The organism is Kineosporia babensis (assembly GCF_021129305.1).
Lineage (GTDB): Bacteria > Actinomycetota > Actinomycetes > Actinomycetales > Kineosporiaceae > Kineosporia > Kineosporia babensis.
On the sequence record NZ_JAJOMB010000002.1, the window covers coordinates 619,228 to 639,684 of the forward strand.

Annotated in this window: 21 protein-coding genes and 1 tRNA gene; 16 read left to right on the forward strand and 6 right to left on the reverse strand. The window is 69.4% G+C overall.

What is annotated here, in order from left to right:
- Positions 1–85 precede the first annotated feature (85 nt).
- Entirely contained in the window at positions 86–1,777 is a 1,692-nt protein-coding gene (locus LR394_RS05650) for a thioredoxin-like domain-containing protein (RefSeq protein WP_231439295.1), read from the forward strand.
- Here LR394_RS05650 and LR394_RS05655 read toward each other — a convergent pair.
- Together LR394_RS05655 and LR394_RS05660 are read right to left on the reverse strand one after the other, a co-directional pair.
- Positions 1,764–2,648, reverse strand: coding sequence for an oxidoreductase (locus tag LR394_RS05655; RefSeq protein ID WP_231439296.1), 885 nt, complete (start codon positions 2,646–2,648; stop codon positions 1,764–1,766). The two genes, LR394_RS05650 and LR394_RS05655, sit on opposite strands and share 14 nt — an antisense overlap.
- 5 nt (positions 2,649–2,653) lie before the next feature.
- The gene (locus tag LR394_RS05660; protein ID WP_231439297.1) at positions 2,654–3,724 is read right to left on the reverse strand and encodes a GGDEF domain-containing protein; all 1,071 of its coding nucleotides are present in this window, start codon (positions 3,722–3,724) and stop codon (positions 2,654–2,656) included.
- A 271-nt stretch (positions 3,725–3,995) separates the two neighbouring features.
- Between LR394_RS05660 and rplU the strand changes: the two genes are divergently transcribed.
- The 7 genes from rplU to LR394_RS05695 all read left to right on the forward strand — a co-directional run bounded on the left by rplU (position 3,996) and on the right by LR394_RS05695 (position 10,640).
- Positions 3,996–4,304 carry a 50S ribosomal protein L21 gene (gene rplU / locus LR394_RS05665; RefSeq protein ID WP_231439298.1) on the forward strand — a complete coding sequence of 103 codons (309 nt, stop codon included), beginning with the start codon at positions 3,996–3,998 and terminating at the stop codon, positions 4,302–4,304.
- A 31-nt stretch (positions 4,305–4,335) separates the two neighbouring features.
- Entirely contained in the window at positions 4,336–4,599 is a 264-nt protein-coding gene (gene rpmA, locus LR394_RS05670; protein ID WP_231439299.1) for a 50S ribosomal protein L27, read from the forward strand.
- A gap of 274 nt (positions 4,600–4,873) precedes the next feature.
- On the forward strand, positions 4,874–6,427 hold the full coding sequence (obgE, locus tag LR394_RS05675; protein WP_231439300.1) for a GTPase ObgE: 1,554 nt from the start codon (positions 4,874–4,876) through the stop codon (positions 6,425–6,427).
- A gap of 241 nt (positions 6,428–6,668) precedes the next feature.
- Entirely contained in the window at positions 6,669–7,805 is a 1,137-nt protein-coding gene (proB, locus tag LR394_RS05680) for a glutamate 5-kinase (RefSeq protein ID WP_231439301.1), read from the forward strand.
- Positions 7,806–8,052: 247 nt separating this feature from the next.
- Entirely contained in the window at positions 8,053–8,490 is a 438-nt protein-coding gene (locus tag LR394_RS05685; protein ID WP_231439302.1) for a hypothetical protein, read from the forward strand.
- A gap of 104 nt (positions 8,491–8,594) precedes the next feature.
- Positions 8,595–9,899, forward strand: a complete 1,305-nt coding sequence (locus LR394_RS05690; RefSeq protein ID WP_231439303.1) for a glutamate-5-semialdehyde dehydrogenase — start codon at positions 8,595–8,597, stop codon at positions 9,897–9,899.
- 45 nt (positions 9,900–9,944) lie between these two features.
- The gene (locus LR394_RS05695) at positions 9,945–10,640 is read left to right on the forward strand and encodes a class I SAM-dependent methyltransferase (protein ID WP_231439304.1); all 696 of its coding nucleotides are present in this window, start codon (positions 9,945–9,947) and stop codon (positions 10,638–10,640) included.
- A 24-nt stretch (positions 10,641–10,664) separates the two neighbouring features.
- Here LR394_RS05695 and LR394_RS05700 read toward each other — a convergent pair whose 3' ends face one another.
- Positions 10,665–11,648: a glycosyltransferase family 2 protein gene (locus LR394_RS05700; RefSeq protein ID WP_231439305.1), complete on the reverse strand. Its 984-nt coding sequence runs from the start codon at positions 11,646–11,648 to the stop codon at positions 10,665–10,667.
- A 143-nt stretch (positions 11,649–11,791) separates the two neighbouring features.
- Between LR394_RS05700 and LR394_RS05705 the strand changes: the two genes are divergently transcribed.
- Genes LR394_RS05705 through LR394_RS05720 form a run of 4 tightly spaced genes read left to right on the forward strand, consistent with a single transcriptional unit; the run spans position 11,792 to position 13,647 of the window.
- Complete coding sequence (locus tag LR394_RS05705; protein ID WP_231439306.1) at positions 11,792–11,965, forward strand: hypothetical protein; 174 nt, start codon at positions 11,792–11,794, stop codon at positions 11,963–11,965.
- Positions 11,966–12,619, forward strand: coding sequence for a nicotinate-nucleotide adenylyltransferase (nadD, locus tag LR394_RS05710; protein WP_231439307.1), 654 nt, complete (start codon positions 11,966–11,968; stop codon positions 12,617–12,619).
- A 21-nt stretch (positions 12,620–12,640) separates the two neighbouring features.
- Positions 12,641–13,036 (forward strand): ribosome silencing factor, encoded by a 396-nt coding sequence (gene rsfS / locus LR394_RS05715; RefSeq protein ID WP_231439308.1) that lies wholly within the window; start codon positions 12,641–12,643, stop codon positions 13,034–13,036.
- Entirely contained in the window at positions 13,033–13,647 is a 615-nt protein-coding gene (locus LR394_RS05720; protein ID WP_231439309.1) for a histidine phosphatase family protein, read from the forward strand. Before rsfS ends, LR394_RS05720 begins: the two co-directional genes overlap by 4 nt.
- Here LR394_RS05720 and LR394_RS05725 read toward each other — a convergent pair.
- A complete protein-coding gene (locus LR394_RS05725) occupies positions 13,632–14,189 on the reverse strand; it encodes a TetR family transcriptional regulator (RefSeq protein WP_231439310.1) in 558 nt (185 codons plus the stop codon). The two genes, LR394_RS05720 and LR394_RS05725, sit on opposite strands and share 16 nt — an antisense overlap.
- A 90-nt stretch (positions 14,190–14,279) precedes the next feature.
- Here LR394_RS05725 and LR394_RS05730 point away from each other — a divergent pair, with 90 nt between their 5' ends.
- Together LR394_RS05730 and LR394_RS05735 are read left to right on the forward strand one after the other, a co-directional pair.
- On the forward strand, positions 14,280–15,236 hold the full coding sequence (locus LR394_RS05730) for a saccharopine dehydrogenase family protein (protein WP_231439311.1): 957 nt from the start codon (positions 14,280–14,282) through the stop codon (positions 15,234–15,236).
- 73 nt (positions 15,237–15,309) lie between these two features.
- Positions 15,310–15,382, forward strand: a tRNA-Ala gene (locus tag LR394_RS05735).
- A gap of 87 nt (positions 15,383–15,469) precedes the next feature.
- Here the strand turns inward: LR394_RS05735 and LR394_RS05740 are convergent.
- On the reverse strand, positions 15,470–15,964 hold the full coding sequence (locus LR394_RS05740; RefSeq protein ID WP_231439312.1) for a hypothetical protein: 495 nt from the start codon (positions 15,962–15,964) through the stop codon (positions 15,470–15,472).
- Positions 15,965–16,165: 201 nt separating this feature from the next.
- Positions 16,166–18,823 carry an EAL domain-containing protein gene (locus tag LR394_RS05745; protein WP_231439313.1) on the reverse strand — a complete coding sequence of 886 codons (2,658 nt, stop codon included), beginning with the start codon at positions 18,821–18,823 and terminating at the stop codon, positions 16,166–16,168.
- Positions 18,824–19,034: 211 nt separating this feature from the next.
- On the opposite strand from LR394_RS05745, the gene LR394_RS05750 reads away from it, so the two are divergent.
- Positions 19,035–19,199 carry a hypothetical protein gene (locus LR394_RS05750; protein WP_231439314.1) on the forward strand — a complete coding sequence of 55 codons (165 nt, stop codon included), beginning with the start codon at positions 19,035–19,037 and terminating at the stop codon, positions 19,197–19,199.
- The gene (locus LR394_RS05755; protein WP_231439315.1) at positions 19,199–20,311 is read left to right on the forward strand and encodes a YeiH family protein; all 1,113 of its coding nucleotides are present in this window, start codon (positions 19,199–19,201) and stop codon (positions 20,309–20,311) included. Before LR394_RS05750 ends, LR394_RS05755 begins: the two co-directional genes overlap by 1 nt.
- Positions 20,312–20,457: the final 146 nt, after the last annotated feature.

Consider the following 20,457-nt stretch of genomic DNA (forward strand, 5'->3'; position numbering starts at 1 on the left):
TGTGGAACCGGCCGCACGTCGCGGTTTTGGCGTGAGGGTTCGGGCGCCTCGGTTGCGGGGACGCGGGTGGCTGAACTCGGAGCCCTTGACGCTGGAGGGCCTGCGCGGCCGGTGGGTGCTGCTGGAATTCTGGACGTCCGCGTGCGTCAACTGTGTGCACGTGATCGAGGAATTGCGTTCAGTTGAGCGGGAGTTCGCGGACGTGCTCACCGTGATCGGGGTGCACTCACCCAAGTTCCCTTACGAGGCTGAGGCTTCGGCGGTACGGAACGCGGTGGAGCGGTATCGGGTGGAGCATCCGGTGCTGGACGATCCGGACCTGCTGAACTGGGACTCGTACGCGGTGAATGCTTGGCCCACCCTGGTTTTGATTGATCCGGCCGGGTATGTGGTGCGGCAGGCCTCGGGGGAGGGGCATGTCGCCGAGCTGGTGGGACTGATCGATCGGGAAGCAGCGGACGTGGGTGGTGGGCCTGCGTCGGCCGGCTCACCGATGGTCTCGTCGGCGGTTTCGGAAGGTGTGGGGGAGTTGGGCCTGCGCTTTCCGGGTGGGCTCCTGGCCTTGTTGCCTGAGGGTGGCCTTGTGGTGGCGGATACCGGGCATCACCAGCTGGTGGTCTCTGGGCCGGGCGTCTTTGTTTCGCCCTCCCCAGATCAGACCAGAATTGGTTCTTCGGAGCGGGGGCTGGTGGACGGGGCGGCTGAAGTCAGCCGGTTTGCTGACCCGCTGGGGTTGGCGCTGCTTCCTCCTGAGGTGGCGGACGAGGTCGGGTTCGAGGTGGTGATCGCCGACAGCGGGAACGACGCCATCCGTGGGCTGAGGCTGTCCGACTTTGCGGTCTGCACTGTGGCCGAGGGGATTTCGACGCCGGGTGACGTGGTCTGGTTCGAGGACCGGCTTGTTGTTGCCGGGATCGGGCGGCATCAGCTCTGGGCGGTTGACGTTCTCAGTGGCGTGGTGTCCCGCTATGCCGGCACCGGTAAGGAAGGACTGGTCGACGGGCCGGCCGAAAGTGCCTGGTTCGCTCAGCCTTCTGGTCTGGCGGTGGGGCCGGACGGGTTGTGGGTGGTCGACGCGGAAAGCTCGGCGTTGCGGCTGGTGTACCGGGCCGGCGGTGGGCTTCAGGTCAGAACTGCTGTCGGACAAGGGCTTTTCGAGTACGGGGATGATGACGGTGAGGGCTGGGCGGCCCGGCTGCAGCATCCGCTCGGGGTTGCGGTGCTGCCCGACGGCTCGGTGGCGATCGCCGATACTTTCAACTCCTCGATCCGGCGTTACGATCCGCGCACCGACCAGGTGACCACCCTGCGGACCGGGCTGCTGGAACCGTCGGCGCTCACCCTCGTCCATCATCGGCTCTGTCTGGCCGAGGCGGCCGGGCATCGCATTTCCTTGCTCGACGTCGAGTTCGACGACCCGCCCAGCCCGCCACCCACTCCGGTGCCGGTGCAGGATCTCGGCGAGTCGAGCGTCCATTTGCAGGTTGCTCTTGATCTTTCGCCCGGCGAAACGCTCGAAGAAACCTGGCTGGAGGTGACCCCGCATCCCGCCGGGCTGCTCGAGTCCGGCGCTGGTGGCGCGGCCGGGCTGGATCGCGAATTGATCTTCGCTGAGGGGATTTCCGGTGGGAGGATCAACGGCTGGCTGCTGGTCGAGGTCCGGGCGTCCTGGTGCGACGCAGCGGGTGCGGTCTGCCGTCTGCATCGACAGCGCTGGGAAGTTCCGGTGCGGCTGATCCCCGGAACGGCGTCCCGGCTGGAGCTTAGAGGTAGCTGACTCCGGTGAGTTCCTCGGCCTTTCGCCACAACTGCGCTGCGGTGGCCTCGTCCTGCGAAGCCGTGCTCGAGGTGGAGGGACCGGGAAAACCGCGCACTTCACCCGGGCCGGTGGGGCCGTAGTACCCGCCGGGCCCGGCCTGAGAACTGCAGACCGCGAACAGCACCGACAGGGCCGCCTGCTCGGCCGTGTGCCCGGCCATCCGGGATGTCAGCGAGAGCAGGGTGTTCTGCACTTTTGAGCCGGTGTGCGAGGTGAGGTCGGTGTTGGCCACTCCCGGATGAGCGGCGATCGACATCACCTGCGAACGGGCTGCCCACAGACGGCGCTGAAGCTCACGGGCGAACAGCAGATCGGCGAGCTTGGACTGGGCGTAGGCGCCCCAGCGGGCGTAGCGGCGGCTCTCCCAGTTCAGGTCGTCCAGGTCGATCCGGCCGCGGCGGTGCACCACGCTGGAGAGGGTGACCACGCGCTCGGACAGCACCGGCAGCAGGAGCCCGGTGAGGGCGAACGGCCCCAGGAAGTTCGTGCCCATGTGCATTTCGAAGCCGTCGCGGGTGGTGCGGTGCGGCACCGCCATCACCCCGGCGTTGTTCAGCAGCACGTGCGCCCGGCCCACCTCGTCGGCGAAACGGTCGTTGAACTGCCGGACCGAGGTCAGGTCGGCCAGATCCAGCGGAAGTACCCGAACGTCACCGGGCATGGTCTGGGCCGCAGCCTGTCCTTTTTCCATGCTCCGGCAGGCCAGCACCACTTTCGCGCCCCGTTCGGCGAGCGTCCGGGCCACCACGGCCCCGATCCCGCTGTTACCGCCGGTCACGATCACGGTACGGCCGTGCTGATCGGGGACGTGCTCGTCACTCCAGGACACGTCGCTCACCCTAGAGGCGGGGTGCGGGGGCGCACCCCCAGGGTCGATGAACGGGCGCCGACCTGATCGCGACCACCACGTTTCGCCTGGTACAGCGAGACGTCGGCGCTGGCGTACAACTGGGGCAGGTCGTCCGCCTCGGTGGGGGCGTGGGAGACCCCGATGCTGACGCTGAGATGCAGCAGTTCGCCGTTCTCGATCTGCAGGGGAGAGCCCCGCACCGCCTTGACCAGATCGTTGGCCCGGCGCAGGGCCACCTCGTAGTCGCAGCCGGGCAACAGCACCGCCAGCTCGTCCCCGCCGAGCCGGCCGATCACCGCGTCCGGGCGCATGTTCGCGGCCAGGATGGCGGCGAGGTGTTTCAGTGCGGCGTCACCGACCGGATGACCGTAGGTGTCGTTGATCGTCTTGAACTTGTCCACGTCGATCAGCAGCAGCGCGGTGCCCGCGGGGGAGTTGGCGGCGCTGATCGCTCCGTGCGCGGCCTCGTCCAGCACCCGGCGGGTGACCAGGCCGGTGAGGGTGTCCACGCCGGCCTGGGCGCGCAGCAGTTCGGTGAGCTGGCGGGTGGCGGTCGTACCCCGGGTGATCAGGATGCTGGAGGCGCCGACCACGATCAGGAGGTAGGCCATCGAGCGGAAGGCATCGTGCGCGGGCAGCAGGCTGAAGGTGAGGGCGGCGTCGCTGGCGATGTTGTAGGCGAGCATGACGTAGCTGCCTCGCGGTCTCAGGATCGCGGCGCCGTAGAGGATCGGCAGGGTGGAGGCGAACAGCGCGGGGGCTCCGGCGTCCTGCTTGGCGAAGCTCATCCCGGTCAGGACGAGCGAGCAGGTCAGGGGGATGGCGAAGAACGCCCAGGAGGGCAGCCGCAGACCCCAGCGGGCCAGCAGATAGGCGAAGGCGAGCAGCAGCAGGGTGAGCCCGATGGTGAACCAGTGCGCGGCGCCCTGCCAGCCCGAGGTGAACTCGTCCACGACCAGCAGCACGGCCGAGGCCAGCATCATGCCGATGCCGGCCTGGTTGGCCGCGACCACGTCCCAGGCGCCGACGTGCTCGCTCAGCCAGCTGCGCTGCATTCTGTCCGGCCCCGTCCTTGATCGCGCGTGCCTCCCCTATCGGCCGGGGCAGCGTCCGACCTGAGATCCGCTCCCGAGCGCCTGGTGTTGTAGGGCCCGGCTGACCTGAGAGAATGGTCCAGGCCCGGAGCCGGTTTGCTCCTGGGCCTTGCGATCCGTAATCTTTACTGCGGTGCGCCGCGTGGCATCGATATGCCTGCGTCAGCCCTCACCCTCTCGGGTGTCAGGGAAGAAGATCGCACCCCCTGAACCGACCGGAGAGTGATTTCACGTGTACGCGATCGTCCGCGCTGGTGGCCGCCAGGAGAAGGTTGCCGTTGGCGACGTCCTCACTGTTGACAAGGTCGAGGGTGCGCCCGGCGACGCGGTGAACCTCGTCCCGCTGCTGCTGGTCGACGGCACCGACGTGACCAGCGCCGCCGACGCCCTCGCCAAGGTGAGCGTCGCCGCCGAGATCGTCGAGGCCACCAAGGGCCCGAAGATCGTCATCCAGAAGTTCAAGAACAAGACCGGGTACAAGAAGCGCCAGGGCCACCGCCAGCCGCTGACGACGATCAAGATCACCGGTATCTCCAAGTAGTCTCGGCTGACCAGAAGGCAGGCACACAGACATGGCACACAAGAAGGGCGCAAGCTCCTCCCGTAACGGCCGCGACTCCAACGCTCAGCGTCTGGGTGTCAAGCGGTTCGGTGGCCAGGCCGTCAAGGCCGGCGAGATCATCGTCCGCCAGCGGGGCACCCACTTCCACCCGGGCGACAACGTCGGCCTGGGCAAGGACGACACGCTGTTCGCGCTCTCCGCGGGTGCGGTGGAGTTCGGCCAGCGCCGCGGCCGCCGCATCGTGAGCATCGTCAGCCCGGTCGGCGCCGAGTAAGGCTGACCACAGCTTTTCTTTCGCACGAGGGCGGGCCGGGTGACCGGCTCGCCCTCTTGCGTGTTCAGGTACGCAAGCTGTCCTGAAGCCACCTGACCCACCAGTAATACGACAACGTTGCACGGATCGGGAAGCACGCAGACCAGGGACGAGGACGTTCCTGAACCACTGACGTCCTCTGTTTCGGCTCTGCAGCAACCATCAGTTCGCGCTGGTACCCACGAACTGATCCATCACTACGGGCGGGGTACCACCGAAGAGAGCAGAGGCCGGCATGGTGACCTTCGTCGATCGGGTCACGCTGCACGTAGCGGCGGGCAACGGCGGACACGGATGCGCTTCCGTGCACCGGGAAAAATTCAAGCCCCTGGGCGGGCCGGACGGCGGTAACGGCGGCAAGGGCGGCGACGTCACCCTGATCGTCGACCCGCAGGTCACCACCCTGCTGGACTACCACCGCTCGCCGCACCGCAAGGCCACCAACGGCAAGCCCGGCGAGGGCGACCACCGCAACGGCGCCAACGGCGACGACATGGTGCTCGGGGTGCCGGACGGCACGATGATCAAGGACGCGGACGGCAACGTCATCGCCGACCTGGTCGGCAACGGCGCCAGCCTGGTGATCGCCGAGGGCGGCCGCGGCGGCCTGGGCAACGCCTCGCTGGCCTCGGCCCGGCGCAAGGCGCCCGGCTTCGCGCTGCTCGGTGAGCCCGGCTGGGCCGGTGACATCACCCTCGAGCTGAAGACCGTGGCCGACATCGGCCTGATCGGCTTCCCCAGCGCGGGCAAGTCCAGCCTGATCGCCGCGCTGTCCGCGGCCCGGCCGAAGATCGCCGACTACCCGTTCACCACCCTGGTCCCGAACCTGGGCGTGGTCGAGGCCGGCGACGTGCGCTTCACCGTCGCCGACGTGCCCGGCCTGATCCCCGGCGCCAGCGAGGGCAAGGGCCTGGGCCTGGAGTTCCTGCGCCACGTCGAGCGCTGCGCCGCCCTGGTGCAGGTGCTGGACTGCGCCACCCTGGAGCCCGGCCGGGACCCGCTGACCGACCTCGACGTGATCGAGGCCGAGCTGGACGCCTACCCGGTCGAGCCCGGCACCAAGCCGCTGAAGGACCGCCCGCGGCTGGTCGTGCTGAACAAGGTCGACGTGCCCGAGGCGCGCGAGCTGGCCGAGATGGTCAAGCCGGACCTGGAGGCGCGCGGCCTGAAGGTGTTCATCATCTCGGCCGTCGCGCACGAGGGCCTGCGCCAGCTCACCTTCGCAATGGCCGAGCTGGTGGCCCAGGCCCGCGCCGAGGCCCCGGCGCCGGAAGCCCCCCGGGTGATCGTCCGGCCGGTACCGGTGGCCGAGAAGGACGCCTTCGACGTGCGCCGGGAGAACAGCTCGGACGGCCCGTTCTACCGGGTGCGCGGGGTGAAGCCGGAGCGCTGGGTGCGCCAGACCGACTTCGCCAACGACGAGGCGGTCGGCTACCTGGCCGACCGGCTGGCCCGCCTCGGGGTGGAGGACGCCCTGGCCGAGGCCGGAGCGGTGGCCGGCGCCACGGTGGTGATCGGTGGCGACGACGGCGTGATCTTCGACTGGGAGCCCACACTGATCGCGGCCGCGACCGGCCCGGCGGCTCCGCGGGGCTCGGACGTACGGCTGGAGTCCGACGCCCGGCCCACCCGTGCCGAGCGCCGCGAGCGGTACATCGAGTCGATGGACGCCAAGACCGAGGCCCGTGACGAGCTCGCGGCCGAGCGGCGGGCCGGGCACTGGACCGACCCGGCCGAGTCTCCGGCCGATTCTCCGGCCGAGCTCGAGGACACCCCAGACCGCGCCTGAAGCTCGCTACCTCCCACCCCAGCTCAGGTTCACCAGCTCTGGTTGCAGTAGAAGCAACTTTCTAACGCTTCTGCTGCAACCAAGCCTGGTGAAGGCAACCAGGGCTGGTGAAGGCAACCAGGGCTGGTGAAGGCAACCAGGGCTGGTGTGGCGAGCAGCGACCGGGGATGGGAGTTCTGGCCTGTCCGAGGGGTGAAACTGCTTTGACCGAGGTCACCCATGGATTGGTAGGACTAGGCGAGTGGAAGGTACTGAGCAGGGGCGGCACCGGCTGGTGGCCGCGCAGCGGATCGTGGTCAAGGTCGGCTCCTCGTCGCTGACCTCGGCCGCCAACGGCAGCATCGACGCCGAGCGGATCGAGCAGCTGGTCACCGCGCTGGCCGAGCACCGGCTGGCCGGGCAGGAGATCGTGCTGGTCTCCTCCGGGGCGATCGCGGCCGGCCTCACCCCGCTCACCCTCGCCCGGCGCCCGAAGGACCTGGCCACCCAGCAGGCCGCGGCCAGCGTGGGGCAGGGCCTGCTGATGGCGCACTACACCGCCGCCTTCGCCCGGCGCCAAATCACCGTCGGGCAGGTGCTGCTGACCGCCGACGACGTGATCCGCCGCACGCACTACGCCAACGCCCGCCGCACCCTGTCCCGGCTGCTGAACCTGGGCGTGCTGCCGGTGGTGAACGAGAACGACACCGTGGCCACCGACGAGATCCGCTTCGGCGACAACGACCGGCTGGCCGCCCTGGTGGCGCACCTGGTCCGGGCCGATGCCCTGGTGCTGCTGTCCGACGTGGACGCGCTGTACGACGGCCCGCCCAGCCGGCCCGGGGCCCGCCGGATCGAGGTGGTCGGCGGCCCGGCCGATCTGGAGGGCGTCGAGATCGGTTCGGTGGGCAGCAACGTCGGCACCGGCGGCATGGTGACCAAGGTCGACGCGGCCCGGATCGCCACCGTCGCGGGCATCCCCACGCTGCTCACCTCAGCGGCGAACGCGGCCGAGGGGCTGGCCGGCAAAGACGTGGGTACCTGGTTCGAGGCCCGGGGTGGGCGCACGGCCAGCCGGCTGCTGTGGCTGCGTCACGCGGCCGAGGCCGAGGGCCGCCTGGTGCTCGACGAAGGCGCGGTGGCCGCGGTGGTCCAGCGCCGGATGTCGCTCCTGCCGGCCGGGGTGGTCAAGGTCGAGGGCCGGTTCGTCGCGGGGGCGGCGGTCGAGCTGGTGAACCCGGCCGGGACCGCGGTGGCCCGCGGACTGGTCAATTTCGACTCCGGAGAGTTGCCGGCCCTGCTCGGCCGCTCCACCCGGGACCTGGCCGCCGAGCTCGGTCCCGACTACGCCCGCGAGATCGTGCACCGCGACGACATCGTGCTCCTGCGCACGCGCTGAGCAAACGAACGCACGCGCTGATCGAACGAACGCGCACGCGCTGCTCACCGAAATCGCGCGCGCCGAGGACCGGGATCCGGCACCGGTTGACCGGTCAACGACCCACCACGAAACGGGCAGATCACCTGCCCCGTCACTATCCCGCCACACCACGCATTCGCGCTGCCCGACTGTGCTGATCCTACGAATTCAGCGGTTCGTGGCCGATTCCCAAGACGTTCGCGTCAGCATCTGCTCAACTAGAGGGGTGTCAATCGGATCACGTCACGACGTCCCCTCCACGTCGTGCGTGCGGCGAGCAGCCCTCGAGCAGCAGCCGTACATCAGCCGCGCCGATGACGCCGCGGACGCCCGCGAACTGTGGTTCGTCACGGTCACGGTCGGCGGCGGTGCCCTCGCTCAGAACGAAGTTCGTGAAGCGCTGGAACGTCTCAGCGTGGAGCGGGCGTTCGTCGTCAGCATCCGCTACGACCGCAACTGTGCCCAGATCCGTTACTGGGACGAGTGCGACGACGCGGGTCAGGCCACCCTGCAGGCGCTGTCGCTGTGGGGCAGCGCCGAGGTCTTCGACGAGCTGCCCGGCTGGCGGGTGAGCGGCCTGGAAGTTCTCGACCTGCTCTCGGCCCAGCACAGCGGTAGCCCGCGGGTGTACGCCCTAGGGGAGATCGTCCCGTTCGACGAGTGAGCCGATGAATTGGGGACGATTCGTCCCCCGATTCCCGATCGGCCCGCACCTCGGGTGCCGGAAAGCGTTACGGACGCCTGTGCGCCGCCCATTAGAGTGGCACGGTGAGCACCGAAGTCGAGTCGGCCGAGACGTCCCCGAGCGCCGTCCGTGACGCTGTCCACGAGGTAGCCGGCCGCGCCCAGCAGGCCGCCCGGGCCCTGGCCACCGCCCCGCGGCAGCAGAAAGACGAGGCGCTGAACGCCCTGGCCGACGCGCTGGTGGCCAACGCCGGCCAGATCGTCGCCGCCAACACCGAAGACCTGGAGCGCGGCGAGCGCACCGGCCTGGCCCCGAACCTGGCCGACCGGCTCCGCCTGGACCGCCCGCGGATCGAGGCGATCGCCGCCGCGGTGCGCGACATCGTGCGCCTGCCCGACCCGGTGGGCGAGGTGGTGCGCGGTTCCACGCTGCCCAACGGCCTGCAGCTGCGCCAGTTGCGGGTGCCGATGGGGGTGATCGGGATGGTCTACGAGGCCCGCCCGAACGTCACCATCGATGCCGCGAGCCTGGCTCTGAAGAGCGGGAACGCGGCCGTGCTGCGGGGTGGCTCGGCCGCTGAGAGCACCAACACCGTGCTGGTCGGCCTGATTCGCCAGGCTCTGGAGAGCGTGGGTCTGCCGGCCGACGCGGTGGCCACCATCGACCCGTGGGGCCGCGAGGGCGTGCAACACCTGATGCGGGCCCGGGGCCTGGTCGACCTGCTGGTGCCGCGGGGCGGTGCGGGCCTGATCAAGACCGTGGTGGAGAACTCCACCGTGCCGGTGATCGAGACTGGCACCGGCAACTGCCACGTCTTCGTCGACTCCAGCGCCGACCTGGCGAAGGCTCTCGAGGTCATGCTCAACGCCAAGCTGCGGCGCACCAGCGTCTGCAACGCCGCCGAGACGCTGCTGGTGCACGCCGACCTGGCCGACACCTTCCTGCCCTCGGTGCTCACCGCGCTGGGCGAGCAGAACGTGCGCATCCACGCCGACCCGCGCGCCCTGGCCGCCGCCGAGAAGGCCGGGGTCAAGGCCGAGGCCGCCACCGAGGGCGACTGGTTCACCGAGTACCTGGCCGCCGAGATCGCGGTCGGTGTGGTCGACGACCTGGGCCAGGCGATCGAGCACATCCGCACCTACTCCAGCGGGCACACCGAGGCCATCCTCACCTCGGATCTGCGCGCGGCCAACCGCTTCACCGCCGAGGTCGACTCCGCCGTGGTGGCGGTGAACGCGTCCACCGCCTTCACCGACGGCGCCGAGTTCGGGCTCGGTGCCGAGGTCGGCATCTCCACCCAGAAGCTGCACGCCCGGGGGCCGATGGGCCTGGCCGAGCTGACGTCCACCAAGTGGGTCGTCACCGGCGAGGGCCACACCCGTCCCTGAAATTCTGTCCACCCCCACGAGACGAAAACCGGGAGTACTGAACGCATGGAGGCGACCGAGGTCCGCAAGCTCACCGAGCTTGAGGAGCGGCACTGGTGGTACCGCGAGCGCCGGCACCTGCTCGCCAAGGCCGTCGCCGAGCTGAAGCCCGGCCGGGCACTGGACGTCGGTGCGGCGGGCGGGGGTAACACTCGCGTGCTGCAGTCGCTGGGCTGGCAGGCGGCCGCGCTGGAGTACGGTCCCACCGGCGCCGAAGTCTGTGCGGCCCGGGGGATTCCGGTGCTGCGGGGCGATGCCACCCAGCTGCCGCTGGATGCGGGCAGTCTCGACCTGGTGGTGGCGTTCGACGTGCTCGAGCACCTGGACGATGACAAGGCCGCCGCGGCCGGGGTTTTCGAGGCGCTGAAGCCGGGCGGCACGTTCCTGGTGGCGGTTCCGTGTGACCCCAAGCTCTGGTCGGCGCACGACGACGCGGTCGGCCACGTACGCCGCTACACCCGGCAGACGTTGTCGGACCTGTTGCTGGGCGCCGGTTTCCAGCTGGAGCCGATGGTCAGCTGGAACGTCCTGATGCGCCCGCTGGTCCAGCTGCGCCGCCGCAGCTCCACCGGTAGCGACCTGGACAACCCGCCGGCGCTGCTGAACAACGCGCTGCGTGCGGTGATCACGCTGGAGCGCTACCTGCCGGTGAAGTCACTGCCGGGCGTCACTCTCCTGGTGCACGCGAAAAAGCCCGCGTAACAAGAAAACCCAGCAACAACGTCCTCAGTTCTGCTCGGAATCCCACTCCACCGAGTCGTACGCGATGTGATACGTCGGCCGTCCCTGCAACTGCGTGTAGAGCCGGCCGACGTACTCACCGAGCAGCCCCAGGCACAGCAGCTGCAGCGTGCCCACCGCCGCGACCACCACGAAGGTCGAGGTCCAGCCGGGCAGCGTGTGGTCGGTGACGAACGCCACCACGGCGATCGCCAGCAGCAGCGCGGTCACCGCGGCCCCACCCAGGCCGAAGTACGTGGCCAGGCGCAGCGGAGCGATCGAGAAACCGGTCAGGCTGTCCACAGTGAGCCGGATCATCCGCGAGAGCGGGTACTTCGTGGTGCCGGCCGCCCGCTCCTCCCGCCGGTACTCGACCTGGGCACTGGGAAAACCCAGCGCCGGCACGACCAGCCGCAGCACCCGGTTCTGGGCCGGCAGCCGGTTCACCGCGTCCACCGTGGCCCGCGACATCAGCCGGAAGTCACCCGCGTCGGCCGGCACGTGGTGCCCGACCAGCCGCCGGATCATCCGGTAGTAGGCGTTCGCGGTGAGCCGTTTGAAGGCCGAGTCGGTGGTGCGGTCGTTGCGCACGCCGTAGACCACGTCGGCCGACTGCTCGCGGGCCGCTTCCAGCATCGCCGCGATGGTCTCCGGCGGGTCCTGCAGGTCGGCGTCGATGGTGGCCACCCAGGCCCCGCGGGCCCGCATCAGCCCGGCCGACAGCGCGGCCTGGTGCCCGGCGTTGGCGCGCAGCCGGATCACCCGCAGCTCGGCCCAGTCCCGGCGGGCCTTCTCGAGCAGCGCCGGGGTGGTGTCCCGGCTGCCGTCGTCGACCACCACGACCTCGTAGGTCTGGCCCAGATCGTCCAGGACGGGACGCAGCCGGTCGACGAACATGCCGATCACGGCCTCTTCGTCGTACATCGGCACGACCACGCTCACCTGCGGGGGCAGGGCACGGTCGAGGTCGGTGTCGGCTGCGGGATTCATCACCGCCAGCGTAGTGGCCCGCGTAGGTGACACCGTCCGCTGTGCCGGGCGGGGCGCCCGCGCAGCCTGCTACCGGGCATGGCAGACTCGGTTCGCCCGGGACGATCACCCGGCGCGCCCGTTCGATGAGAGGTTTCTCGACGATGATCGTCTCTTCTGCTCTGTTCGCAGCTGCTACCGAGCACGCCGAGGCACACCACGAGCTGCCGATGCCGTACTGGGCGTACCCGGCGATCGCGGCCGTCGTGTTCTTCGTGCTGTTCCTGCTGACGTACGCCTTCCGCAACGTCTCGAACAAGCAGCAGAGCCAGCACTGAGTGAGCGGTTTACCCACCGGTGACACCGCCGGGACGGGCCCCGAGCAGGAGCCCCGGCCCCGGCGGCGCATCGGTGTGATGGGTGGCACCTTCGACCCGGTGCACCACGGCCACCTGGTGGCCGCCTCCGAGGTGGGCAGCCGCTTCGGCCTGGACGAGGTGGTGTTCGTGCCCACCGGCGAGCCCTGGCAGAAGGTCGACGACCGGCGGGTCAGCCCGGCCGAGCACCGGTACCTGATGACAGTGATCGCCACCGCCGCCAACCCGCGCTTCACGGTCAGCCGGGTGGACATCGACCGCGGCGGGCCCACCTACACCAAGGACACGCTGCGCGACCTGGCCGCGCTGTACCCGGACGCCGACCTGTACTTCATCACCGGCGCCGATGCGCTCACCGCGATCCTGTCCTGGAAGAACCCGGACGAGCTGTTCCAGCTGGCCTACTTCATCGGGGTCACCCGGCCCGGGCACCGGCTGGACGGCTCCGGCCTGCCCGCCGACCGGATCAGCCTGCTGGAGGTGCCGGCCCTGGCGATCTCCAGCACCGACTGCCGCGACCGGGTCGCCGACGGTGAGCCGGTCTGGTACCTGGTGCCGGACGGCGTGGTGCAGTACATCGCCAAGCATCGCCTCTATCGTCCGGACGCGCCCTGAACCCGTGAGAAGGTTGGGGACGTGACCGCGTCAGACCATGCCATCGACCTCGCCATCCGTGCCGCCCGGGCGGCCTCGGAGAAGCTCGCCACCGACATCGTCGCCATCGACGTCAGTGACCACCTGGTGATCACCGACACCTTCCTGGTGGCCTCGGCGAACAACGAGCGCCAGGTGAAGTCGGTCGTCGACGGCGTGGAGGAGGAACTCCTCAAGATCGGCGCCAAGCCGATCCGCCGCGAGGGTCACCAGGAGGGCCGCTGGGTCCTGCTCGACTTCGGCGACATCGTGGTGCACGTGCAGCACGAGGAAGAGCGCGAGTACTACACGCTGGAGCGGCTCTGGAAGGACTGCCCGGTCCTCGAGTTGCCCGCCGACATCACCGCCGACAGCAACGCGGCCGGCGAGCAGGAGTGACCGCGACCCGCGTCATCCTCATCCGGCACGGTCGTACCACCTGGAACGCCTCCGCGCGCTTCCAGGGGCAGACCGACGTCCCGCTCGACGACGTGGGTGTGGGCCAGGCCCAGCGCACCGCCGATGCGCTGTACCAGGAACTGGTCGGCACCGACGTGAGGATCCTCTCGTCCGACCTGTCCCGCGCCGCGCAGACCGCCCGCGCCCTGGCCACCAAGCTGCACGTCGAGGTCGGCCTGGACGAGCGCCTGCGGGAGATCTCGGCAGGGGAGTGGGAAGGCCTGACCCGGGACGAGATCGTCAAGGGCTGGGGCGACGACTACGACGCCTGGCGCCGCGGCGACGTCGAGCTGCGGCTCGGGGGTAACGGCGAGACCCGGAACGAGGCGGCCGAGCGCTGCGCCTCCGCGATCGTCGAGGCCGAGAAGGCGATGGACAGCGGAACGCTGGTCTGTGTCGGTCACGGCGGAGCCCTACGGGGAGCCATTTTCAGCCTCCTGGGTACGCCGGCTTGGCCCTGGCACGCGATGGAAGGCCTGCGCAACGCGCACTGGGCCGAACTGCAGTACACCGGCCAGGGCTGGCGGCTGAGCCGCTACAACGTCAACTGAGCCAGCTTCTCCATCTGCAGGATCAGTGCTTCGCGCCGGGCGGTCAGATCCAGCCCGGCGCCGAGCACCGATTCCGCCACGGCGCCCAGCGACCAGCACGCCGTCACCAGCGTGACCGCGGTCAGCAGCAGGTGCTCGGCCGCCTTCTGATCCAGGCCGGGCACCGCCACCCGGAAGCAGTGCACCTGCCCCGCGCAGATCGGCTTCCTCCGGGCCAGCGCCACCGCTTGTCCCAGTTCCAGACTCTCCCAGGCCAGAAGCCGGGGTAGCTCGGGCCGCGCCAGGCAACGGTCGAACAGCTCCGCGGTAAACGCGCCGACGTCCGGCACCTCGATGCCCTCCAGCAGCGCGGACAGCTCTCGCTCCAGTACCGCGGCAAAGAACTGCTGCTTGTCACCGAAGTAGCGGTACACGCGTTCCTTGTTCACGCCGGCGTCCCGGCCGATCGCGTCCACCCGCGCGCCCGCAAACCCGTGCTGGGCGAATTGCCGCGCCCCCGCGTCCAAAAGCTTCTTACGGGTTGCCTCCGTGTCCCAGGCCATGCCGAGGACGGTACAACTCCAACCGGCTGGTTGCAGAATCGGCGGCCGCCTGTCTATGGTCAGAATCCAACCGAACGTTTGGAGAATCTCGTGAAGGCGTTGGTACTGGGTGCGCGGGGTGCGGTCGGCCGCGTGGTTGCCGCGGAACTGCTGGCGGCAGGGGATGAGGTGATTCCCGCGGGTCGCACAGCGGTTCCGGGCGGGGTGCGGGTAGAGCTTCCAACTGAGGACGGTTGGCGCGCCTTGAAGCGCGAATCGGCCAGTGTGGACGTGGTGGTGAACGCATCGGGGATTGAGGACGCCCGGATCGCCACCTACGTGGGTACGACACCCCTGGTCGAGATTTCCGCTACCGCCGCCTACCTGGCGCAGTTACGCGACGCCAACGTGGTCCTGGGCGCGGGGTTGGCGCCAGGTCTGAGCACTGTGCTCGCCCGGGCGCTGGCTTCCGAGCCGGGCGACGAAATCGATCTCCTGGTGATGCTGGGCTCGGGGGAGGTGCACGGCCCTGCCGCGGTGGCCTGGACCGCTGACCTGATCGGTGCCGAGGTCTACCAGCCGGCCGAAGGGGGTGTGGTGCGCAACCTGACCACCAGCCAAATGGTCGTTGGCCCCGACCGGCGGCGCCGCCGCTACCTCCGCGCCGACTTCCCCGACAACCTGCTCCTCGCCGACCTGCGGGTGCGCAGCTACCTAACGCTCAGTTCCGGTCTCGCCACCGCAACCCTGGCCGCGGTCGCCCATGTGCCCTCCCTGAAGGGCCTGATCGCCCGTGCACCTCACCTCGGCTCCAGCGACTGGCATGTCATTGCTGTGAATCGGCGCACAGGCGAACGCCTCGCCACCTCCGGTGCGGGCCAGTCCGAGACCACCGGCCTGCTCACCGCCCTGGCCGCCCAGCGGGTCGCGGGTACTCGGCCCGGCATCGTGACCATGGACGAAATCGTTGCTCTCCCGGACCTTCTGGGTGTTACGACGCCGGACGGGAGGCCGGCGGTCGCGCTGGCCGAGCCCGCCGCGGACGCTCCGAAGGTTCTCGATTTGTAGTTTCCCCCTTGTCCTGCGGTAAAGTTCCATGACGCCGAACGAGAGGCCGCGAAAGCGGAGCTCATCGCGTGGCGGGGCTGTAGCGCAGCTGGTAGCGCACCTCCATGGCATGGAGGGGGTCAGGGGTTCGAATCCCCTCAGCTCCACCGGAAATCAACAGAGGGACCGTCGAGAGACGGTCCCTCTGTTTCGTTTGCGGGATTCGGCCGCTCCGGATGCCGTTGGCCCGGGCCCTACTGCTCGCCCAGGTCCCGGTCGCTGACGTAGACACCGCGCTCGCTCAGCCAGTCCGGCGTGGTGGTGCGGATCTGGTGATCGGTCATGCCGGGCCGGGGCACCGTCCACGGGTCCTCCATGTAGAGGCTCCGGGTCCAGGTCGGCGTCATCTTGCGGGCGTCCTCGAACTCGTTGCCGATCAGCGTCCCGAGCAGCACGTGCCAGCCCTTGTAGGAGCCCTGCGGGCCGTGCGGGCCGCCGGCGATGTCCTTGGTGCCGCGGCGCGGCGGTGCGGCGTCGAGACGACGAGGGGTGCGGGCCCCGGGGTCCCGGTTCCACTCCGTGATGGCCGGACCGATCACCTCTGCCGACTCCTCCATCTGGAGCGCGAGACGGGTGTGGTCACGGCACTGCAGCACCAGCTTGAAGGCCCAGTTCTCGTCGGGCGCGTCGTCGTCCAGGGCAGCGATCATGGCGTTCCAGGTCGGGCCTGGGGTGGCAAAGATGGTCACACCTCGAATGGTGCGGGGCGATCCGGGTACCGGATAGGGCCATCCTGCGTAACCGGCGTGACTGATTGGTGATGAAGGCTCTCTCCGGGTGAACTTTTCGGCCGGTGGCCGGCGACCAACGGTGACGTTCGTCGCGCTCGGCAGATGCCCGCAAAACGCCTGTGGAGGCCGTCGCCGACGGCCTCCACAGATGAGTTCTGATCAGGGGTGCAGCAGCTCGGGAGAGGGCTGCGGGAGCGAGGGGGCAATCAGGTGTGAGAGGTCCTGGGCCGGCACGGGGCGGCCGAAGTGGTAACCCTGAGCCATCTGGCAGCCCAGCCGGCGTAACGCCTCGATCTGGTCGGCCTCCTCGATCCCCTCGGCGATCGTCTCCAGGCGCAGCGTGTGGCCCAGCTGCACGATGCTCTCGACCAGGTTGTCCTCGTCCTCGGTGCCGGACAGCCGTTCCACGAACGAGCGGTCGATCTTCAGGATGTCGACCGGGAAGCGGTGCAGGTAGCTCAGCGAGGAGTAGCCGGTGCCGAAGTCGTCGATCGCGATCCGCACTCCCATCGCCTTCAGCGCCTGCAGGGTGTCCAGGGTGGCCTCGGCGTCGTGGACCAGCACGCTCTCGGTCATTTCGAGGACCAGGCGCTCGGCCGGGAAACCACTCTCCAGCAGCACCTCACGGACCTCGTCGACGAAGTCGCGGCGCTGCAGCTGCTTGGCCGAGACGTTCACCGCCACGGTCAGCGCCGTCTGCGGTGACAGCTGGGCCCATTCCTGGCCTTGGGCGCAGGCCCGGCGCAGCACCTGCCGGCCCAGCTCGTGGATCATTCCGGTCTGCTCGGCGATCGGGATGAACAGGTCGGGCCGGACCATCCCGCGCTCCGGGTGCGGCCAGCGCACCAGCGCCTCCACCCCGACCATCGCGCCGGACTCCAGCACGATCGTCGGCTGGTAGTGCACCTCGAGCTCCTGGTCGACCAGGGCCCGGCGCAGATCGCTCTCCAGTGCAACCCGTTCCAGCAGGTCGTGGTGCAGGCTCGGGTCGTACCGGGCGGGCCGGCCGTCACGCCGTTCCTTGGCCTGGTACATCGCCAGGTCGGCATTGCGGATCAGCTGGTCCACCGCGATCGAGCCCACCTCGGCGCCGGCGATGCCGATGCTGGTGCCGACGAACAGCTCCTGGTCGTTCACCACGATCGCCGGTTCCAGGGCCTGGTGCAGCCGCATCGCCAGGTCGACGAACTCGGTCTCGGCCTGCGCCCCCTCGACCAGGACGGCGAACTCGTCCCCGCCCAGCCGGGCGATCGTGTCACCGGGGCGCAGGCAGGCGGTCAGCCGGGCGGCGACCTCGACCAGCAGGGCGTCGCCGGCGGCGTGCCCGAGCGTGTCGTTCACCGACTTGAAGCCGTTCAGGTCCAGGAACAGCACCCCGATGATCTCGGGCTGCTCGGTACCGGCCCGGCGGTGCAGCGCGTGCTGCACCCGGTCGTTGAACAGCGCCCGGTTGGCCAGGCCGGTCAGGGTGTCGTGGAAGGCCTGGTGCACCAGGTCGTCCTCGAGCCGGCGGCGCTCGGTGATGTCCCGGGCGTTCAGCACGTAGGCGTTCACCGCTGGGTCGTCGAGCATGTTGGTCACGACCTCCTCCATGACCAGTTCCGTCCCGCCGGGCAGGATCACGTTCAGCTCCACCCGTTCCCGGCTCAGCGGTACGGCCGAGACCCGGGCCATGGCGTCGTTCATGATCTGGTTCGACTTCTCGTCCAGCAGCGCGCTGACGTGCAGGCCGACGATGGCGTCGGCCTCGGCGCCGAGGACCCGGCCGACCGAGTTGCTGACGTAGCTCAGCACTCCGTCGCGGTCCACCAGGCCGATCACGTCGGAGCTGTTCTCCACCAGAGCCTGGAACCGCTTGTGGCCGGCCTCGACCCGTTGCTCCAGAGCCTGGGTCAGGGAACGGTTCTCGCGGCGGGCCAGGGTCTGGTGGGCGAGCATCATCAGGATCAGGACGGCGCTGAGCCAGCGGCTGATGTCGTCGCGGAAACCGGTGAGCTCGGGCATTGCCGCCGCGGCGAGGGTGGCCGCAATGATGAACGAGTTCGGGACCGCCTCGCCGAACCGGCGCCGGTGAGAGAGCGGTTGCGAGCGGGGACGGGCCGGCAGCAGCGCTCCGGCCAGCAGGCAACTGATGCCGAGCAGCCAGAAGGCGTCCAGCGGGTTGCCGATCCGGTAGGTCCCGGCCAGCGTGGCGTAGGCCAGCCAGGTGTCCGCCACCGAGGTCAGGACCACGAGGCTGACCAGGCTCCACCACGGCACCGCAGGCTGAACCCCGTTCCGGTGCAGATCGGCGGCCAGGTAGACGGTCAGCGAGATGGTGATGATCAAGGTGGCGAACAGACCGGTCACGGACAGCGCCCCGACCGCCGCCGGGTTCTCACGCAGGGCCGGGCCGAGCACGGTGACCCAGACCGCGATCAGGATCGCCCAGCCGATCATCGTCCCGTCGAGCAGCGTTCTCACCCGGGCGGTTCCGCGCTGATGCGGGGTCAGCAGCCGGACCACCCCGACCAGGAACAGCGGGCAGGCCAGCGCGAGCGCCAGCCAGCGCAGACCTTCCAGGACGGGTCCGGGGCCGGTGAGGGTGATCGCCAAAGTGGCGCTCTGGCTGAGCCCGAACAGGCCCAGGGCCGCGGCGAGGATGAGCCAGATGCTCCGCGCCGGAGTCTGCCGGGCCGTGAGCAGGCCGCGTCGGGCACCCGCGGCCGCGGTCAGCAGCGCACAGGCGGCGACCGATCCGGCTGACAGCCGGGCCAGCGAGGTCGGTGACCCGAGCTGCAGCACGAGCACGAGGGAAACCAGCAGTGAGGTGCCCACCGCCAGCGCAGCCAGGATTCGGCCAGCAGCGGGCCCGTTCGCATTCACACTCTTCGTAGTCGGCGGATCAAGAACGACGATAATGGCCCAGCAGAGTTACTCTCCGTACCCGCCCTCACTCGAACGCCGATCCCTGTCCGGCGCAATCTTGACCATCTCTATGGAGTTAATCAGAATTGTGGCCACTGCCCGCGATGCATGGAGGTCCACCATGTCCGGCACCGGTCCCACCCCCGCCCCCGATTCCGATCCCGAGCAGAGCACCAGTACCGAAGAACGCTGGGCGGTGAACGAGGACTGGCTGGCCACCGCGGTCGGCCTGATCCTGCTCGCCCTGATCCTGGCCGGAGTCATCACGAACGGACTGGTGCCCTGATGACCGAGACCACCACGACCCGGCCGGCCACCCGCGTCCCCAGTTTCGTTCTGGGTGTTCTTGTCGTCCTCGCCCTGGCCTGGATCAGCTACTACCTCAGTGAGCACGTGCCGGAATGGGCCGAGGGCGGATCCTGGGAAGACATCGCCTCGGCCGTCGAGTACCCGGTCTACGCCATCCTGTTCGGGCTGGCCGGCAACGCCGTACTCACTGCCACCGGCCTGCGCGAGCAGCTGGCCGAGGGCTTTCGCACCGAGTTCTTCATCAAGACCGGTCTGGTCCTGCTCGGCGCCTCGATCAACCTGAAGCTGATCGTCGACGCCGCGGGCCGCTCGATCCTGCAGGCGGTCCTGCTGATCACCATCGTCTTCGGCTTCACCTGGTGGCTGGGCGGCCGGCTCGGCCTGGACCAGAAGCTCCGCGCCCTCCTGGCCAGCGCGGTCTCGATCTGCGGGGTCAGCGCGGCGATCGCCGCGGCCGGCGCCGTGCAGGCCCGCAAAGAACAACTGGCCTACGCCGCGAGCCTGGTCATCGCCTTCGCGCTGCCGTCCATCTTCCTGCTTCCCTGGCTGGCCGACGTCCTCAATCTCGAGGATGCCGTGGCCGGGGCCTGGATCGGCGGCAACATCGACACCACCGCAGCGGTGACGGCGGCCGGGGCGATCGCGGGGGAGGGCCCGCTGGCGATCGCCAGCATCGTCAAGGTCACCCAGAACGCGCTGATCGGCGTGGTGGCGGTGGCGCTCGCGGCCTACTTCGCCTACCGGGTCGAGCGCACCCCGGGCGCCCCGAGGCCCGGCCTCGGCGAGTTGTGGCGGCGCTTCCCGAAGTTCGTGCTGGGTTTCGTCGCCGCCTCGGTGATCGCCACGATCTACCTGCAGAACGTCAGCGAGGCCACCGGCGACGACGCGATCGGGGTGGTCAACGACTTCCGGGTCTGGTTCCTGATCCTGGCGTTCGTCAGCATCGGCCTGGAGTTCCGGGTCTCGGCCCTGAAACAGGCCGGATGGCAGCCGATCGTGGTGTTCGGCGCCGCCACCGTGCTCAACATCCTGGTGGCTCTGGGGCTGGCGGCGCTGCTGTTCAGCGGCTTCGAGGTGCCGGCCGACTGATGGACGTGGGTGCGCGGCCTGGGCGGGAACGTCACGGTCAGGCCGCTGCCCCGGCCGGTCGAAGATGTGAAAGACACAGGTTCGCCTTGACGCTCACTTGACACACCGCGTCCGCCCTTGCCCTAAGGCTCAAAAAGTTTCCAGAA

Excerpts from the sequence above, each read along its gene's own strand:
- LR394_RS05660 (WP_231439297.1), bottom strand. The coding sequence starts at position 3,724 with ATGCAGCGCAGCTGGCTGAGCGAGCACGTCGGCGCCTGGGACGTGGTC.
- rpmA (WP_231439299.1), top strand. The coding sequence starts at position 4,336 with ATGGCACACAAGAAGGGCGCAAGCTCCTCCCGTAACGGCCGCGACTCC.
- obgE (WP_231439300.1), top strand. The coding sequence starts at position 4,874 with ATGGTGACCTTCGTCGATCGGGTCACGCTGCACGTAGCGGCGGGCAAC.
- LR394_RS05695 (WP_231439304.1), top strand. The coding sequence starts at position 9,945 with ATGGAGGCGACCGAGGTCCGCAAGCTCACCGAGCTTGAGGAGCGGCAC.
- LR394_RS05700 (WP_231439305.1), bottom strand. The coding sequence starts at position 11,648 with ATGAATCCCGCAGCCGACACCGACCTCGACCGTGCCCTGCCCCCGCAG.
- LR394_RS05705 (WP_231439306.1), top strand. The coding sequence starts at position 11,792 with ATGATCGTCTCTTCTGCTCTGTTCGCAGCTGCTACCGAGCACGCCGAG.
- LR394_RS05725 (WP_231439310.1), bottom strand. The coding sequence starts at position 14,189 with ATGGCCTGGGACACGGAGGCAACCCGTAAGAAGCTTTTGGACGCGGGG.
- LR394_RS05750 (WP_231439314.1), top strand. The coding sequence starts at position 19,035 with ATGTCCGGCACCGGTCCCACCCCCGCCCCCGATTCCGATCCCGAGCAG.
- LR394_RS05755 (WP_231439315.1), top strand. The coding sequence starts at position 19,199 with ATGACCGAGACCACCACGACCCGGCCGGCCACCCGCGTCCCCAGTTTC.